This window comes from Streptomyces sp. NPDC058576, from assembly GCF_042718715.1.
Taxonomy (GTDB): Bacteria; Actinomycetota; Actinomycetes; order Streptomycetales; family Streptomycetaceae; genus Streptomyces.
Window position 1 is genome coordinate 178,716 of record NZ_JBHXPF010000005.1, and the last position, 15,405, is coordinate 194,120.

Annotated in this window: 13 protein-coding genes; 7 read left to right on the forward strand and 6 right to left on the reverse strand. The window is 72.8% G+C overall.

Annotation, left to right across the window (positions count from 1 at the left end):
- Nucleotides 1–182: 182 nt before the first annotated feature.
- A complete protein-coding gene (locus tag ACFWRV_RS06215) occupies nt 183–965 on the reverse strand; it encodes a DUF899 family protein (protein ID WP_384328939.1) in 783 nt (260 codons plus the stop codon).
- A gap of 221 nt (nt 966–1,186) precedes the next feature.
- On the opposite strand from ACFWRV_RS06215, the gene ACFWRV_RS06220 reads away from it, so the two are divergent.
- On the forward strand, nt 1,187–1,582 hold the full coding sequence (locus ACFWRV_RS06220) for a molybdopterin-binding protein (protein ID WP_201045549.1): 396 nt from the start codon (nt 1,187–1,189) through the stop codon (nt 1,580–1,582).
- A gap of 59 nt (nt 1,583–1,641) precedes the next feature.
- Here ACFWRV_RS06220 and ACFWRV_RS06225 read toward each other — a convergent pair whose 3' ends face one another.
- Nucleotides 1,642–3,252, reverse strand: coding sequence for a PucR family transcriptional regulator ligand-binding domain-containing protein (locus ACFWRV_RS06225; protein WP_384328943.1), 1,611 nt, complete (start codon nt 3,250–3,252; stop codon nt 1,642–1,644).
- A gap of 203 nt (nt 3,253–3,455) precedes the next feature.
- Here ACFWRV_RS06225 and ACFWRV_RS06230 point away from each other — a divergent pair, with 203 nt between their 5' ends.
- The 4 genes from ACFWRV_RS06230 to ACFWRV_RS06245 all read left to right on the forward strand — a co-directional run bounded on the left by ACFWRV_RS06230 (nt 3,456) and on the right by ACFWRV_RS06245 (nt 8,810).
- Complete coding sequence (locus ACFWRV_RS06230) at nt 3,456–4,295, forward strand: FAD binding domain-containing protein (RefSeq protein ID WP_384328947.1); 840 nt, start codon at nt 3,456–3,458, stop codon at nt 4,293–4,295.
- Nucleotides 4,292–7,048 (forward strand): molybdopterin-dependent oxidoreductase, encoded by a 2,757-nt coding sequence (locus ACFWRV_RS06235; RefSeq protein ID WP_384328950.1) that lies wholly within the window; start codon nt 4,292–4,294, stop codon nt 7,046–7,048. The genes ACFWRV_RS06230 and ACFWRV_RS06235 overlap by 4 nt, the downstream gene beginning before the upstream one ends.
- A gap of 150 nt (nt 7,049–7,198) precedes the next feature.
- The gene (locus tag ACFWRV_RS06240) at nt 7,199–7,687 is read left to right on the forward strand and encodes a molybdopterin-dependent oxidoreductase (protein ID WP_384328953.1); all 489 of its coding nucleotides are present in this window, start codon (nt 7,199–7,201) and stop codon (nt 7,685–7,687) included.
- 316 nt (nt 7,688–8,003) lie between these two features.
- The gene (locus tag ACFWRV_RS06245; RefSeq protein ID WP_384328956.1) at nt 8,004–8,810 is read left to right on the forward strand and encodes an SGNH/GDSL hydrolase family protein; all 807 of its coding nucleotides are present in this window, start codon (nt 8,004–8,006) and stop codon (nt 8,808–8,810) included.
- Nucleotides 8,811–8,865: 55 nt separating this feature from the next.
- Here the strand turns inward: ACFWRV_RS06245 and ACFWRV_RS06250 are convergent, their stop codons facing one another.
- Nucleotides 8,866–9,246, reverse strand: a complete 381-nt coding sequence (locus ACFWRV_RS06250; RefSeq protein WP_384329187.1) for a nuclear transport factor 2 family protein — start codon at nt 9,244–9,246, stop codon at nt 8,866–8,868.
- Between the two features lie 177 nt (nt 9,247–9,423).
- On the reverse strand, nt 9,424–10,266 hold the full coding sequence (locus ACFWRV_RS06255) for a class I SAM-dependent methyltransferase (protein WP_384328959.1): 843 nt from the start codon (nt 10,264–10,266) through the stop codon (nt 9,424–9,426).
- Between the two features lie 87 nt (nt 10,267–10,353).
- Between ACFWRV_RS06255 and ACFWRV_RS06260 the strand changes: the two genes are divergently transcribed.
- Both ACFWRV_RS06260 and ACFWRV_RS06265 read left to right on the forward strand, forming a co-directional pair.
- Nucleotides 10,354–12,177: a prolyl oligopeptidase family serine peptidase gene (locus ACFWRV_RS06260; protein WP_384328962.1), complete on the forward strand. Its 1,824-nt coding sequence runs from the start codon at nt 10,354–10,356 to the stop codon at nt 12,175–12,177.
- An 85-nt stretch (nt 12,178–12,262) separates the two neighbouring features.
- The gene (locus tag ACFWRV_RS06265) at nt 12,263–13,120 is read left to right on the forward strand and encodes an SURF1 family protein (RefSeq protein ID WP_384328964.1); all 858 of its coding nucleotides are present in this window, start codon (nt 12,263–12,265) and stop codon (nt 13,118–13,120) included.
- On the opposite strand, the gene ACFWRV_RS06270 is transcribed toward ACFWRV_RS06265, so the two are convergent.
- Together ACFWRV_RS06270 and ACFWRV_RS06275 are read right to left on the reverse strand one after the other, a co-directional pair.
- Nucleotides 13,117–14,619, reverse strand: coding sequence for a hypothetical protein (locus tag ACFWRV_RS06270; protein ID WP_384328967.1), 1,503 nt, complete (start codon nt 14,617–14,619; stop codon nt 13,117–13,119). The genes ACFWRV_RS06265 and ACFWRV_RS06270 overlap by 4 nt on opposite strands.
- Before the next feature lie 80 nt (nt 14,620–14,699).
- Nucleotides 14,700–15,362 (reverse strand): SigE family RNA polymerase sigma factor, encoded by a 663-nt coding sequence (locus ACFWRV_RS06275; protein ID WP_384328970.1) that lies wholly within the window; start codon nt 15,360–15,362, stop codon nt 14,700–14,702.
- Nucleotides 15,363–15,405: the final 43 nt, after the last annotated feature.

Genomic DNA, 15,405 nt, shown 5'->3' on the forward strand with positions numbered 1-15,405 from the left:
ACCGATCCTTCCGCAACTGCGCCACCCGCGTGCGAAGTATCACTGGATCGATGGCTTCGGGGCCGGCCCGGGGGTTGCGATGGTGGCACCCAGGGCGCCGGCACGGGCCGGTGCTCCGGGCCGATACCTCCGCCGGCGCCGGTGACCGAGACGACGGCGTCCCCCAGGCTCTCACCCGACGGTCAGCGGCCGGGCCCCAGGTCGTCGGAGCGTCCGGCCTCGATGCGGGACCACTGGGGAATGGGCCGCCCGTTGGTGCGCATGGGGTGTTCGGGGGGTGCGTCCATGGTCTGCGGCCAGCCGGCGGGTGAGTCCTCCCAGAGTTCCTGGCGGCCGTACACGGTCATGTCCATGAGCGCGTAGTCGTAGTCCATCACCTCCACGCCGCGCAGCGTCGTCCAGTACGTCTCGTAGACGCGGTCGGCGTCGCGGACGTAGCAGACCACGTGCATGCTGCCGACCTGGCGTCCGGTCAGGAGTTCGTTGTTCGACGGGAGGGACGAGTACCACGGCACGTCCCAGCCCATGAAGTCCCGGTAGCGGCGGCTCTCCTCGTACGGGCCCTGGCAGAAGACCGCGTAGGTGATGTCGCGGGAGTGCAGGAAGGCCAGCTCCCGGACCTGGTTGGTGACCCAGGTGCAGCCTTCGCACTGGTCCGCCGCGTCGTGGCCCTCGTGCCACATGAAGTAGTACGCGATGAGCTGCCGGCGCCCTGCGAACGCGTCGAGCAGGGTGACCGGCCCGTCCGGCCCGGTCAGTTCGAGGCCGGCGTCGACCTCGACCATGGGCAGCCGGCGCCGGGCCGCCGCGATCGCGTCGCCCTCCCGGGTGTGCGCCTTCTCGCGGACCCGCAGTGCGTCCAGTTCGGCCTGGAAGGCGGCCCGGTCCGCCACCGGCGGCAGCGCCGGCGCGCGGCCGTGGCCGACCGTTCCGGTGGGGTCCTCGGTGTTGTCGGCCTCGGTCACGATCGTGTCCCGTCGTCGTAGGGCAGCCGGTCGGCAGGGGCCGTCGCCGGCCGCCGATCCGCGGGCGGCCAGGCTCGCAGGAGCGCCCGGTCCGATCCAGCTTCCGGCCCGGCGAGCCGGGTCCCGCACCCGGGACGGCTCAGCCGCGCCCGGCACCTCCCGGGGCCTTGTCCGACCATTCCCTTCTGCCTCACGCGCCGCAGAGGCCCTAGAGTGCCTCCGTGCCGACGTACAGCATCGGCCGGGCCGCGGAGCTGCTCGGCGTCAGTTCGGAGACCGTCCGCCGGTGGGCCGACGGGGGGCAGCTCGCCATGGAGCGGGACGGGGCGGGGAACCGGGTGATCGACGGGGTCGGGCTCGCCGCGTTCGCCAAGGACCGGGCCGCCGGGTTGCATCCCGTGCCCGGGGAGACACGGACCTCGGTGCGGAATTCGTTCGCCGGGATCGTCACCGCGGTCACCGTCGACGACATCGTGGCCCAGGTGGAGATCCAGTCCGGGCCGCACCGGCTCGTCTCCCTGGTGAGCCGGGAGGCGGTCGACGAGCTGGGCATCGAGGTGGGGGTGACCGCCACGGCCCGGGTGAAGTCGACCAACGTCCACATCGACCGGGCCTGATCCGCACCGCCCACAGCGGGGAGCCCCCCCCTGCGCCCCGGCGCCCCGCCGCCCCCGCCTCAGCGGCAGAGCAGTGCCGCCTTCAGGTCCAGTTTGTGGTCCAGGCGGGCCAGGTCGCGGCCGGTGAGAAGCTCCACGCGCTGGATGCGGTAGTGCACCGTGTTGACGTGCAGGTGCAGGGCCTCGGCCGTGCGGGCCCAGGAGCCGTTGTGCGTGAGGAAGACGTCCAGGGTCTCCAGGAGCATCCGGTGCGAGGGGTTCGTGTCGTCGGCGAGCGGGCCCAGCGCGTGGATGCCGAAGGCGGTACGTACGTCGGCGGGGATGCCCGCGAGGAGGGCGTCGAGGGTCGTGAGCTCATCGATCGCGGTGAGCCGGGCCGGGGACGCCAGTTCCTTCGTCGCGCCCGCCGGCCCCGGGCCCGTGCCTGCGGCCACCCCGTCCCTGTTCCCGGGCGCCCTTCCCGAGCGCGCCGCCGTCAGCGCGTAACGTGCCTGCGTCAGCGCGCCCTTGAGGTTCTGCGGGGTGGCGACCGATGTGCTGATGCCGCCGTGCAGGGGGACGTTCGCGTTCCGGGCCTGGAGCGTCGGCCACCGGCGCTTGAGGGTCGCGACCGCACCCGTGTCCGGGTCCGTATCCGGGTCCCTGCCGGTGCCGGGGCCGATCACCGCCCCCGGCTCCCCCGTCGGCAGCCGGCCCACCGCGAACCCCCGGCCCGTGAGGTGGCGCAGCGCCTCGGTCAGGGCGTCGAGCGCGCAGTCCCCGTCCGGACCCGCGGCCGTGATCACCGTGTACGGACCCTCGCCCGGGAGGCCGCAGGCGCCCAGCGCCGTCCGTAGCGGGGCGGGGGCGGCGCCGGTGGTCGACGGGGTGTCGATCAGGGCGAGGAGGTCCGTCGCGAGGTCACGGGCGGCCCGCTCGCGACGGACCGCCCCCTGCCGGTGCTGGGCGAACACCTCGGCTATCTCGTGCAGCATGCGCGGCGGGGCCTCGACCGGCTCGGGCAGATGCAGACGCCACTGGCCGTACGCGGAGGCGTCCGGATCGACGCTCAGGGCCGTGGTCGCCGCCGCGGCCTCGGCCGCCTGGCGGACGGACAGCGGCGGGGCCGTCGGCGTACGGGCGATCGTGCGGCCCGTGGCGCTGAGCACGTAGGCGGGCGGGGTGCCGAGGTGGGCGACCGCGCGGGTGAGCAGCGTGTCCGGGTCCGCGCCGTCCGCGAGGAGCCCGCTCAGCTCCGCCCGTACGTTCTCGGGCAGCGCGTAGTGGTCGGCGGGCCGTCGGCTGAGGTCGCCCCACTGCCGGAGGTACACCGTGTCGGTGACGGCCCGGAACGACGTGTGCACCGGCACCGAGAGGATCGCGATGCCGTGCCGGCGGCACGCCTCGACGAGCACCCGCGGCACGCCCCCGTGCGTCTCCTCGCCGGCCAGCAGCGCCGCCGCTCCGGCCCCGTGCAGGGCGGCGACGAACCGTTCCGCCTTCGCCTCGTCGTCCGCCGGGGCCCACCACACCAGGCCGCTGAGGACCAGCTCGCCCCGCTGGAGGAAGCGTCCCGGATCCTCCAGATCGGTCGCGGTCACCCCGCTGATCTCCCGGGTGAGCTGCGGGCGGTCGCCCCAGAGCAGGGTCAGGTCCAGGGACTCCAGCCGGAGGAGGTCTTCGACGTGCATGGGCGGTCTCCTTGCGGGGTTCCGGGCACCCCACCCGACATCTCACATTCACGAGGTCCAGAGGAGCTATTGCATCGTAAATGCAAGGTCAGGTGGGGCAAACACCCCTTGGTTGTTCCTCCAGCGTTACGGCTTCGGCCTGGTGTATTTCCGTACGGTGAACCAGTCGTGCCGGGCCCCCTCGCGCGGCTTCACTGACGGGCATGGACCTCAACACGGTGCTCGACGTACGGGACGCCCGCAGCCCTGTTCCCTGGCGGCCGGGCGACGCCTGGCTGGGCGGGGGCACGTATCTGTTCTCCGAGCCCCAGCCGCATCTGCGCCGGCTCGTGGACCTGGGGCGGATGGGCTGGGAGCCGGTGCGGGAGCTGCCGGACGGGTCGCTGGAGATCGCCGCGACCTGCACGATCGCTCAGCTCTCGCGGTTCGGGAGGGCGTGGGGCGCACCGGCGGCTCCCCTCGTCGAGCAGTGCTGCCGCGCCTTCCTCGCCTCGTTCAAGATCTGGAACATGGCGACCGTCGGCGGGAACCTCTGCAACGCTCTGCCCGCCGGCCCGATGATCTCGCTCACCGCCGCGCTGGACGGGGAGTGCCTGCTGCGGGCCCAGGACGGTTCGCTGCGGCGGGCGCGGGTCGCGGATTTCGTGGTGGGGGCGGGACGCAAGGACCTGGGTGAGGGGGAGCTGCTGCGTTCCATCACCCTTCCCGCCCGCGCCCTGGCCTGCCGTACCGCCTTCCGTCAGGCGTCCCTGTACGGGCTCGGCCGCTCGGGCGCCCTCGTGATCGGGGCCCTGGACCCGGTGGACGGCTCGCTGGCCGTGACGGTGAGCGCGGCGACGGTCCGGCCGTTCCGCTTCTGGTTCCCGCTGCCGCCGGACCAGGAGGCGCTGCGCGGGGCGATCGACGCGGCGGTCGGGGCCGACGACTGGTTCGACGACATCCACGGACTGCCCGCGTGGCGGCGGCACATGGCCCTCCGCTTCGCCGAGGAGATCCGCCGGGAACTGACGGCCGGAGAACCGTCCCAGGGAGGGGTTCGATGAGTTACGCGATCCAGGTCAACGGGCAGCCCTTCGAGGACGAGCCCCGCGCCGGCCAGTGTCTGCGCACCTATCTGCGCGAGCGCGGCTGGTTCGGCGTCAAGAAGGGCTGCGACGCCGGGGACTGCGGCGCCTGCACCGTGCACGTCGACGGCGAACCGGTGCACAGCTGCGTCTACCCCGCCGTACGGGCGACGGGGCGTGCCGTCACCACCGTGGAGGGGCTGGCGGACGTGGAGGGTGAACTCCACCCCGTACAGCAGCGGTTCCTCGACGCGCAGGGGTTCCAGTGCGGGTTCTGCACCGCCGGCTATCTGATGACGACGGCCGCCCTCGACGAGGAGCAGCTCGGCGACCTGCCCCGGGCCTTCAAGGGGAACATCTGCCGCTGCACCGGCTACCGGGCCATCGAGGACGCGGTGCGCGGCGTACGGCACACGGAGGATCCCGCGGCGGGGCGGGCCGTCGGGCGGAATCCGGGGGCGCCCGCCGGGCCGCTGGTGGTCACCGGAACGGCGCGCTACACCTTCGACGTCGACGTTCCCGGCCTGCTCCACATGAAGCTCCTGCGCTCCCCGCACCCGCACGCCCGCATCGTCTCCATCGACACCTCCGCCGCTCTGCGCGTGCCGGGCGTGCGTCTGGTCCTGACCCATCACGACGCCCCCGAGCGTCTCTACTCCACCGCCCGGCACGAGCACCCCACCGAGGACCCCGACGACACCCGGCTGCTGGACGACACCGTCCGTTACGTCGGCCAGCGCGTCGCCGCCGTCGTGGCGGACAGCGAGGGCGCGGCCGAGGAGGGCTGCCGCCGCGTCGAGGTGGTGTACGAGCCGCTTCCGTACGTCACCGACCCGGAGGAGGCCATGGCGTCCGGCGCTCCGGTCATCCACGACAAGGGGCCCGAGTCGCGCATCGCCCGTCCGGAGAACAACGTGGTCGGCGAGGTGCACGGCGAGATCGGCTCGGTCGAGGACGGCTTCGCCGAGGCGGACGTCGTGTACGAGGAGACCTTCCGCACCCAGCGCGTCCAGCACGCCAGCCTGGAGACGCACGGCGCTCTCGCCTGGTACGAGCACGACGAGGACGGGCAGGAGCGGCTGACCGTGCGCTCCAGCACCCAGACCCCCTTCCTCACCCGGCGAGCGCTGTGCGCGCTGTTCGACCTGGAGCTGAAGCAGGTACGGGTGTTGGCGGGCCGGGTCGGCGGCGGCTTCGGCGGAAAGCAGGAGATGATCGTCGAGGACATCGTGGCGCTCGCCGTGATGCGGCTGCGGCGGCCGGTGAAGCTGGAGTACACGCGTCCCGAGCAGTTCTACGGGGCGACCACCCGTCATCCGTTCATCATCCGGGTACGGGCGGGGGCCCGCGCGGACGGCACGCTGACCGCGTTGCAGCTGCGCGTGGTGTCGAACACCGGGGCGTACGGCAATCACGGTCCGGCGGTGATGTTCCACAGCGTCGGCGAGTCGATGGCCGTCTACCGTGCCCCGCACAAGAAGGTCGACGCCTTCTCCGTGTACACCAACGGCGTTCCGGCGGGGGCCTTCCGGGGCTACGGGCTCGGGCAGGTCGTCTTCGCCGTCGAGTCCGTGATGGACGAGCTGGCCCGGCTCACCGGCATCGATCCGCTGGTCTTCCGGGAGCGCAACATCATCGGACCCGGCGAGCCCATGCTCAGCCCCGGCGGCGAGGAGGAGGACCTGGAGATCGCCAGCTACGGGCTCGATCAGTGCCTCCAGGTCGTACGGGACGCCATCCGGCGGTACGGGGACGGCCCCGGCGACGACGTGCCGGAGGGGTGGCTGGTCGGGCAGGGCGCCGGGATGTCGATGATCGCCACCGGCCCGCCCGGCGGCCATTTCGCCGACGCCACGGTGAAGCTGCTCCAGGACGGTACGTACGACATCGCCGTCGGGACCGCCGAGTTCGGCAACGGCACCACGACCGTCCACCAGCAGATCACCGCCGGGGCGCTGTCCACGACGGTGGACCGGATCGTGATCCGGCAGTCGGACACCGACGTCGTCCGGCACGACACGGGGGCGTTCGGCTCGGCCGGGACGGTGGTGGCGGGCAAGGCCGTGATGAAGGCCGCCGACGCGCTGGCCGTGCAGATCCTGGACTTCGCGGCCGGGCAGCTGGGGGCGGCTCCGGGCGACTGCCGGCTGACGGTGGACGCGGTGGAGTGCGCCGGGCGCGAGATCAGCCTGAAGGAGCTGTTCCAGGCCGCCCGCTCGGCGGGGCGTGAGCTGTCCGCCGACGGGCACTGGGGCGGCTCGCCGCGCTCGGTGGCGTTCAACGCCCAGTGGTTCCGGCTCGCCGTGGACCCGGGCACCGGTGAGATCCGCATCCTGCGCAGCGTCCACGCCGCCGACGCGGGCAAGGTGATGAACCCGATGCAGTGCCGGGGCCAGGTCGAGGGCGGGGTGGCGCAGGCGCTCGGCGCGACGCTCTTCGAGAACGTCCGGCTCGACGAGCGCGGAGAGGTGACCACGGCCGCGTTCCGCCGCTACCGGCTGCCGCAGTACGCCGACGTGCCGCGCACCGAGGTGCACTTCATGGAGACCTCGGACGCGATCGGGCCGCTGGGCGCGAAGTCGATGAGCGAGAGCCCCTTCAACCCGGTCGCCCCGGCCTTCGCCAACGCGCTGCGCGATGCCACGGGCATCCGGTTCACCGAGCTGCCGCTGACCCGTGACCGGGTGTGGCTGGCACTTGACGAGGCATCGAGGAAGTCACAGGTGCGATGAGATATACGGTCTTGGGTTGTTGTTTGCCATGGAGATCGGGGATTTTTCTTGGCTTCTGAGGTGGTGTGAGATTTCCGGGCGCCTGTGGCGGGCATCACGTAGGGCGTGGATCGCGGCGGATCGTCAACGGAGACACCCAGGGGGCAGCCCATGCCGGTGGACCGGCTCGGAACGCGGGATGTGGCGGTACGGGCGTTCGCCCTGGTCGGGGAGTTGCACCGGCCCGTGACGCTCACGGTCACCGAACTGCGCGGGGGATGGGAGCAGCACCGCGCCGAGGTGACGTTCGACTGTGCGAAGGAGGGCCCGCAACACCACACGTTCGAGGGACCGTTGCTGCGGGAGGTCGTCGCGGACGCGGGCCCGGCCTTCGACGTCCGCCGACGCAAGGACCGCTCGCGTTTCCTGCTGGCCGTCACCGGCGGGGACGGGCACCACGCGGTGCTGTCCTGGGCGGAGATCGACGCGGACTTCGGCGACGCACCCGTCCTGCTCGCCACCCGCATGGACGACCGGCCGCTGGAGCCGGACGGCAGCCAGCTGGTGGTGCCGCGGGACCGGTGCGGGGCTCGCTACGTCAGCGCCATCACCCGGGTCTGGGTCGGGGCCGCGCTTCTCCCCCCGTACGACGGCGGCTGAACCGGACGCCCCTCGGCGCGCCGGGCGTTGAGCCGTCCGGCTGAACTCGCCGGATCTCCGGACGCCGTACGGAGCCCCAGGGCGGGCCGAATCGCCCGATCCGCCCTGTCCCGACCGGCTCGGTGGGCGCACAGAATTTCCCTGAACTTGCTTGGTTCGGCACGGAGTTGAGGGTTTATCTACGCGCGGAGCATGGCCCACCGAACGATCATTCGGGCATATCAGACGACTTCTCGCACGGGCATTACCGGTGGGTATCTCGAGCTGCTAGAAACTGCATCCCCACATCCCCCCACGCTTCGAAGGGCTGGCAGCCATGTCAGTACGGAGAATTCGGGCATCCCTCACCACTCTCGCGCTCGCCGCCGTCGCGGCCATCGGTGTCGCGGGGCCGGCTTCCGCGACCGACTCGGCCGCCGCGGGCGGCTATGTCGCGCTCGGCGATTCCTACTCCTCCGGCGTCGGCGCCGGAGACTACCTCCCCGACAGCGGCGACTGCCTGCGCAGCACCGCCGCCTACCCCTACCTCTGGCAGGCGGCGAACTCCCCCGCCTCGTTCGACTTCGTCGCCTGCTCGGGGGCGACCACCTCGTCCGTCGCGAGCGGCCAGCTCGGCGCGCTCAGCGCGTCCACCTCGCTGGTCAGCGTCACCGCCGGAGGCAATGACGTCGGGTTCGCCGACGTCATGCAGGACTGCGTGCTGGGAAGCGAGGCCACCTGCCTCAACAGCGTGGACGGCGCCGTCGCGCAGATGAACAGCTCCCTGCCCGGAAGCCTCGATTCGCTCTACGACGGCATCCGGGCCGGCGCCCCGCAGGCCCAGGTCGTGGTCCTCGGCTACCCCCGCTTCTACCAGCTGTCCGGCAGCTGCGTCGCCGGGCTCAGCGAGACCGAGCGGGCCGCGATCAACAACGCATCGGACGTCCTGAACGACGTCCTGGCCAAGCGGTCGGCCGACGCCGGGTTCACCTTCTCCAGCGTGGTCGACGAATTCACGGGGCACGAACTGTGCTCGGGCGACGCCTGGATCCACAGCGTCACGGTCCCGGTCCAGAACTCCTACCACCCCAAGGCCGCTGGGCAGTCGGGCGGCTATCTGCCCGCATTCAGCTCGGCGGTGTAGGACCGATCGCGTGCTGAGAGAGGCGGTTCACCGGGCGACCGGTGGGCCGCCTCGGTCAGTAGCGCTCGACCAGGTGCTCGCGGCCGGCCGGAGGCTCGTAACTCTCGGGCCAGAAGTCCGTCACCCCGGTGATCAGCCCTTCCTCGTCGAACGTGAAGAAGTGGATGGCGTCCAACTCCTGCGCCGGATCGCCCTCCTGCTCCGCCGTCACCGTGAATCCGGTCCGGGCGGCGGCCTGCCGGCCCTCCGCGTCGGCGACGATCCGCTCGACCTTGACGTGCCAGTCGCCCGGATACTCCTGGTTGAACCGGAGATACCGCTCCCTGCCGCGGATCCGCTCGCGCGTCTGCGGCAGGTCGTACACCATGCCCTCGGCGAGGGTCGCCCCGAACGCATCCCAGTCGCGCGCCTCGGCCGCCGACCAATATGCCTCCACCGCCCCGCGCAGCGCGGCCGTCGTGGTCCCGGAAGTCGTCGCGGGCGTGGCGCCCGGAGCCGTCGCGGGCGTGGCTCCGCCCACCGTTCCGCCTGTCGTGTCGGTCATGGGAACGAGTCTGTACCCCGCCACTGACAATCGGCCGGAGAAGCTCCGCGGGGCTGCTGCGACCTGCGGTTATCCCTGATGCTCGGCAGGCCGCGACGCCTTGACCGAGTACATCAAGGGGATCCTCGGCCGCCCCGCCGGGAAGCGGAAGCGACCGTCCGCATGGCGCTCCAGCGTGCCGAACCGCCGGACGGGCGCGGAATCGTGCTCGTGGAGGAAGTCGATCCGCAGCCCCGCCGCGACGAGCGCCGTCACCACCCGGCCCACCGGGTGCTGCCACTCGACGCAGCGGTTGTGCACGGTCGGCGCGTCCAGGTCGGCGTACGTGCCCGGCGGCGCGTCCACCCAGGCGTCGCGGCTGAAGTAGTCGTCGGTGACCACGGACCCGGTCTCGGCGTCCATCGAGTCGGTCAGCGGATGGAACTCCGCGAAGTAGAGGAACCCGCCCGGGGCGACCAGTGAGGCGGCGGTCTCGGCCCAACGGTCGATGTCCGGAAGCCAGTTCAGCGCGCCGACGCCCGTGTAGACGATGTCGTACGCGGAGTCGGGAACGGCGGCCTGCGCGTCGTACACATCGGCCGTGACGAACGCCGCCCGGTCCGGCCCGAGACCCAGGGACCCGGCCAGCCCCCGGGCCGCCTCGACGGCGGGCTCGGAGAAGTCGAGGCCCACCACCTGCGTGGCGCCGTGCCGGGCCCAGGACAGGGTGTCGAGCCCGATATGGCACTGGAGGTGCAGCAGGGTCTTCCCGGTCACGTCGCCGACCTCGGCCACCTCGAAGGCGGGCAGGGCGTCCCGGCCCGCCCGGAACGCGTCCAGGTCGTAGTAGTCGCTCGCCACGTGGATCGGCACGCGCTCGTCCCAGCGCGCGCGGTTGGCGTCGTGCCAGTCGTCCGGAGTCGGGGAGTACATGAGCCGAAGCTACCCACCGGCCGGGTGGTGTGCGAGGGGTTATCCACAGGCTCCCCGGCGGAGCGGCCGATCAGGTTGGATGGGGACATGAGCGAATCACAGAACGCCTCGACCACGCCGGAGTGGGAGCAGCGGTTCCGCGCGCCCCGGGTGTCCCTGCCCGACTGGGCCGAGGACGCGCCTGACCGCTCTCTGTTCGTCTCCAACGCCACCGGGACCTACGAGCTGTACGCGTGGGACCGGGCGAGCGGGCGGCAGCGCCAGGTGACCGACCGGCCCAACGGGACCACCGACGGCGTGCTGACGCCGGACGGGGAAGCGATCTGGTGGTTCAGCGACACCGACGGCGACGAGTTCGGCGTGTGGATGCGCCAGCCGTTCGGCGGTGGGGAGGACGAGCCGGCCGCCCCGGGCCTCGCACCCTCCTACCCGGCGGGCCTGGCCATCGGGCGGGACGGTTCGGCGGTGATCGGCCGCTCGACCGACGAGGACGGCACGACGGTCCATCTGGTGCGGTCGCCGGGCGCCGAGCCCGTGGAGATCTACCGGCACCGGGAGTCCGCAGGCGTCGGGGACCTCTCCCACGACGCGACGCTGATCGCCCTGGAGCACACCGAGCACGGCGACGCGATGCACTCCGCGCTGCGCGTGGTGCGCCCCGACGGCTCGACGGTGGCCGAGCTGGACGACACCGAGGGCGGCACGAAGGAGCTGGGGCTCGCCGTGCTCGGCTTCGCGCCGGTGGCCGGTGACAGCCGGCTGCTCGTCGGGCATCAGCGGCGCGGCCGCTGGGAGCCGATGATCTGGGACCCGGTCGCGGGCACGGAGACCGCCCTGCCGGTCGACCTGCCGGGCGATGTGGGGGCCGAGTGGTATCCGGACGGCTCCGCGCTGCTCATCGAGCACAGCTTCGAGGCCCGCAGCGAGCTGTGGCGGTACGAGCCGGGGGCGACGGAACCCGTACGCGTGGAGACCCCCGCGGGTACGGTCTCGGGCGCCACGGCCCGCCCGGACGGCACCGTGGAGTACCTGTGGTCCTCGGCCGCGCGACCGCCCGAGGTGCGGTCGACGAGCGGCGCGGTGGTCCTGGACCCGCCGGGAGCCAAGGCCCCGCCGTCGGTGCGGGTCGAGGACGCGTGGGTGGAGGGGCCGGGCGGCCTGATCCACGCCCTCGTGCAGAAGCCCGCCACCGGCGACGGCCCCTTCCCCACGATCTTCGAGATCCACGGCGGGCCCACCTGGCACGACAGCGACGCCTTCGCCTCCGGTCCCGCCGCCTGGGTGGACCACGGCTTCGCGGTCGTCCGGGTCAACTACCGGGGCTCCACCGGATACGGCCGCGCCTGGACGGACGCGCTGAAGCACCGGGTCGGCCTGATCGAGCTGGAGGACATCGCGGCCGTGCGGGACTGGTCGGTGAAGTCCGGGCTCGCCGACCCGGAGCGCCTGGTCCTGGCCGGCGGCTCCTGGGGCGGCTATCTCACCCTCCTCGGGCTCGGCACCCAGCCCGACTCGTGGGCCCTGGGCCTGGCGGCCGTGCCCGTCGCGGACTACGTCACGGCCTACCACGACGAGATGGAGGCCCTGAAGGCGATGGACCGCACACTGCTGGGCGGCACGCCGGAGGAGGTTCCCGAGCGCTTCGAGGCCTCGTCCCCGCTGACGTACGTCGACGCGGTGCGCGCCCCCGTCTACATCTCGGCGGGCGTCAACGATCCGCGCTGCCCCATCCGTCAGGTGGAGAACTACGTGGACCGGCTGGCGGCGCGCGGCGCGGTCCACGAGGTCTACCGCTACGACGCGGGCCACGGCTCGCTCGTGGTGGAGGAGCGGATCAAGCAGGTGCGACTGGAGCTGGAGTTCGCCCTGAAGCACCTGGGCGGGGGCCCGGTGGCCGGTACGGCGGGGTGAACCCGGGCCGCCGGCGGGCGTAAGGGCCGGATAAATGGCGGACCCCGCTCCGGGAGCCCGGGGCGGGGAACCGTACCTTTGAGGGGTGTACAGGTTCCTGCTGACCCCACGATGGTGGGGGATCAACCTCTTCGTCGTGCTGGCCATCCCGTTCTGCGTGTTCATGGGCACCTGGCAGCTCGGCCGCTTCGAGGACCGTGTGCAGTCGCACGAACAGGCGGAGAAGCAGCCCGATCCGAGCACCCGGGCCGCGAAACCCCTGGACGAGCTGCTGCCGGTCGACAAGGTGACGTCCGGCCGCCCGGCCGTCGCCACGGGGACGTACGCCGACCAGTTCCTGGTGCCCGGCCGTGAGCTGGAGGACCGTCAGGGCTTCTACGTCCTGAACATGCTGCGCACGGACACCGGCAAGGCCCTGCCGGTGGTCCGGGGCTGGCTGCCCGGGTCCGCGAACGACGTCCGGGTGCCCGCCGCGCCGAAGGGCGAGGTCACGGTGACCGGCGACCTCCAGGCATCCGAGAACACCCACAGCGACGGCGTCGACGTCCGGGGCGGGCTCCCCGGGGGCCAGGTCGGCATGATCAGCGCGGCGACCCTGGTGAACCTCGTCCCCTACGACGTCTACGACGCCTGGGTGACGCTGCCCGAGGCCGAGGCGGGCGGTACGGGCGGAGCGATGAAGCCCGTGCCCGCGGCGGCCCCGGAGGGCAGCGGCCTCGATCTGAAGGCCTTCCAGAACCTGGGGTACACGGGCGAGTGGTTCGTCTTCGCCGCCTTCGTGCTCTTCATGTGGTTCCGGCTGGTGCGGCGGGAGGCCGAGGCCGTGCGCGACATCGCCCTCGGGCTCGTGCCGGAAGAACCCGGCCCGGCCGCGGAGGACGCCGCTCCGGTCTCGGAGGACGCCCGGAAGGACGCCCCACAGGACCCGTCGTCGCCGGACTAAGACGCGGCGAGCACTCCCGTGCGGTAGATCGTGCCCGAGCAGGCGTTGGGGATCTCCGTCTGCGCCGTGGGCGCTCCCGTCTCCGGGGTGTGCGTCACGGCGACACTGCCCTCGGCCGGGGTCCCGCCGTCCTCGTGCAGCGACTGGGTGCCGACACCGGACTGGTTCTCGGAGCCCCCGCCGACCGGTCCTCCCGCGCCGTCCGCCGACGGGGTCGGGGTCGGTGAGGGGCCCTCGGTCGGACAGGTGTCGGTCGGCACCCAGGCGAACCGCACCTCGTACGCCATGGCCGGCTTCAGCAGCACCGTGCCCGGCTCCTGGGACGGGTCGGGCAGGCCGGGGGCGGGGTCGCCCGCCGCGTGCTGGACCACGACGATCTTCTGCGAGTCGGCGGCGCCGAGTGCGGTGAAGCCCACCGTGCCGTTGCTGCTGACCGTGCAGTCCGCGCCGGACACGTTGGCGATCCGGAAGCTGCCGTAGACCGTGCCGTCGGCTCCCGGTGCGTCGGTGCTCGCGGACGCGACGCCGAGCTGACCGGGGTCGCAGACGGGCAGGGACGCGAAGTCCACGCTCGGGGAGTCGGGCTTCTCGCCCGCGACCGCCCCGTCGGGGTCGCTTCCCTCGCCCTGGGAGGGGCTGGGATCCGGGGCGGCCTCGCCCTCGCCGCCCTCGCTCTCGCGCTCGGTGGGCTCCACGGTCCGCCGGTCGGGCTCCTCGATGCCGGTCTCCTCCCCGTTGCCGCCCTGGGCCTGCTCGCCGTGTCCGGCGATGGCGGGGCTGGCGGTGGACGAGCCGTCCGAGGTGGCGACGTGGACGAAGGCGGGGACGGCGGTGCCGATCAGCAGAGCCGCCGCGGCCGCGCCGACGACGGCCTGCCGCCGCCTGGCCCGGCGGGCGGGGACGGCGCGGTGGAGATGGTCGAGGGTCCCGTCGGAGGGGGCGATGTCCCGCACCGCACCGTGCAGCATGCGGCGCAGGGCCACTTCGTCCAGCTCGCCCGGCGGGCCCGGTGGGTCGGACGCGGGGACGCCCCGGCCTTCGGCGAAGAGGTCCGTCAAGGTGCCGAGGATGTCGTCGTCGGACGCCGCGGGGGCGTCGCCGGAAGCTTTGCCGGGGGCGTTGCCCGCGGCGGTCTTCTCACCGGCGCGGGCGGCGGTCTCCGTACGTGTGCCGGCGTCGGTCTCCGTGCCCGCATCGGCGTCAGGATCCGTACGCGCGTCGCCGTCGGTCTCCGTACCCGCGTCCGCGTCCACCGGGGCCGTGTCCGCCGGGGCCGCGTCCACTGGGGCCGTGTCCGCCGGGGCGTTGTCCGCCTCGGCCGATGCCGTGCCGGCGTCCCGCTCGGCCGGGTCCCGCTCGTCGGGGTCCTCGGCGGCCTCGGTGTCCACGCGCTCGGGGGGCGCGGGCTCCGGGGTCTCACTCTGCCCGGGACCCGCGCTCTCGGCGTGCGGTCGGTCATCCGGATCGGTGTGCGGAGTCTTCTCCGGCCCGTGGTTCACAATTCCGTTTCCCGTCGGGTCATTCTCGTGCCTGTGCTCGGGGCCTTCGGGGCCCTGTCCGGGGCGCTGCTCGGGCCCGCTCATGCCTGGGCCTCCATCACGACGCGCAGCGCCGCTATGCCCCGGGAGCCGTACGCCTTGACCGACCCCAGCGAGACGCCGAGCGTCTCGGCCACCTGGGCCTCCGTCATGTCCGCGAAGTAGCGCAGCACCAGCACCTCGCGCTGGCGTCGCTGGAGCCCCTTCATCGCCTTGATCAGCGCGTCCCGCTCCAGCTGGTCGTAGGCGCCCTCCTCCGCGCTCGCCATGTCCGGCATCGGCTTGGAGAGCAGCTTCAGCCCGAGGATGCGGCGGCGCAGTGCGGAGCGCGAGAGGTTGACGACGGTCTGCCGGAGGTAGGCCAGGGTCTTCTCCGGTTCGCGGACCCGGTTGCGCGCGGAGTGCACGCGGATGAACGCCTCCTGCACCACGTCCTCGCAGGACGCGGTGTCGTCCAGCAGCAGGGCCGCGAGGCCGAGCAGGGAGCGGTAGTGGGCGCGATAGGTCTCGGTGAGGTGGTCGACCGTGGTTCCTGCTGCCACCGTCTCGTCAGCACCCCCGCGCTGCGCGGGCAACTGGGCCGGGCGCGCGGCGGGCATGGGCGCGATCACCGGCATGCCGCCGGGCGCACGGGGCCGCCGGAGCGGACGCACCGAAGCGCCTCGCAACGGGCCCACCACTGTGATGTCGAGAACCTCTGCCACGCCTGTTGGACACGCTGCCCCCCGTCAGGGTTGTACGCGGACG

Bases quoted from the DNA above. Each gene is read 5' to 3' on its own strand.
- ACFWRV_RS06225 (WP_384328943.1), bottom strand. From the start codon at position 3,252: ATGCACGTCGAAGACCTCCTCCGGCTGGAGTCCCTGGACCTGACCCTG.
- ACFWRV_RS06230 (WP_384328947.1), top strand. From the start codon at position 3,456: ATGGACCTCAACACGGTGCTCGACGTACGGGACGCCCGCAGCCCTGTT.
- ACFWRV_RS06235 (WP_384328950.1), top strand. From the start codon at position 4,292: ATGAGTTACGCGATCCAGGTCAACGGGCAGCCCTTCGAGGACGAGCCC.
- ACFWRV_RS06240 (WP_384328953.1), top strand. From the start codon at position 7,199: ATGCCGGTGGACCGGCTCGGAACGCGGGATGTGGCGGTACGGGCGTTC.
- ACFWRV_RS06245 (WP_384328956.1), top strand. From the start codon at position 8,004: ATGTCAGTACGGAGAATTCGGGCATCCCTCACCACTCTCGCGCTCGCC.
- ACFWRV_RS06255 (WP_384328959.1), bottom strand. From the start codon at position 10,266: ATGTACTCCCCGACTCCGGACGACTGGCACGACGCCAACCGCGCGCGC.
- ACFWRV_RS06260 (WP_384328962.1), top strand. From the start codon at position 10,354: ATGAGCGAATCACAGAACGCCTCGACCACGCCGGAGTGGGAGCAGCGG.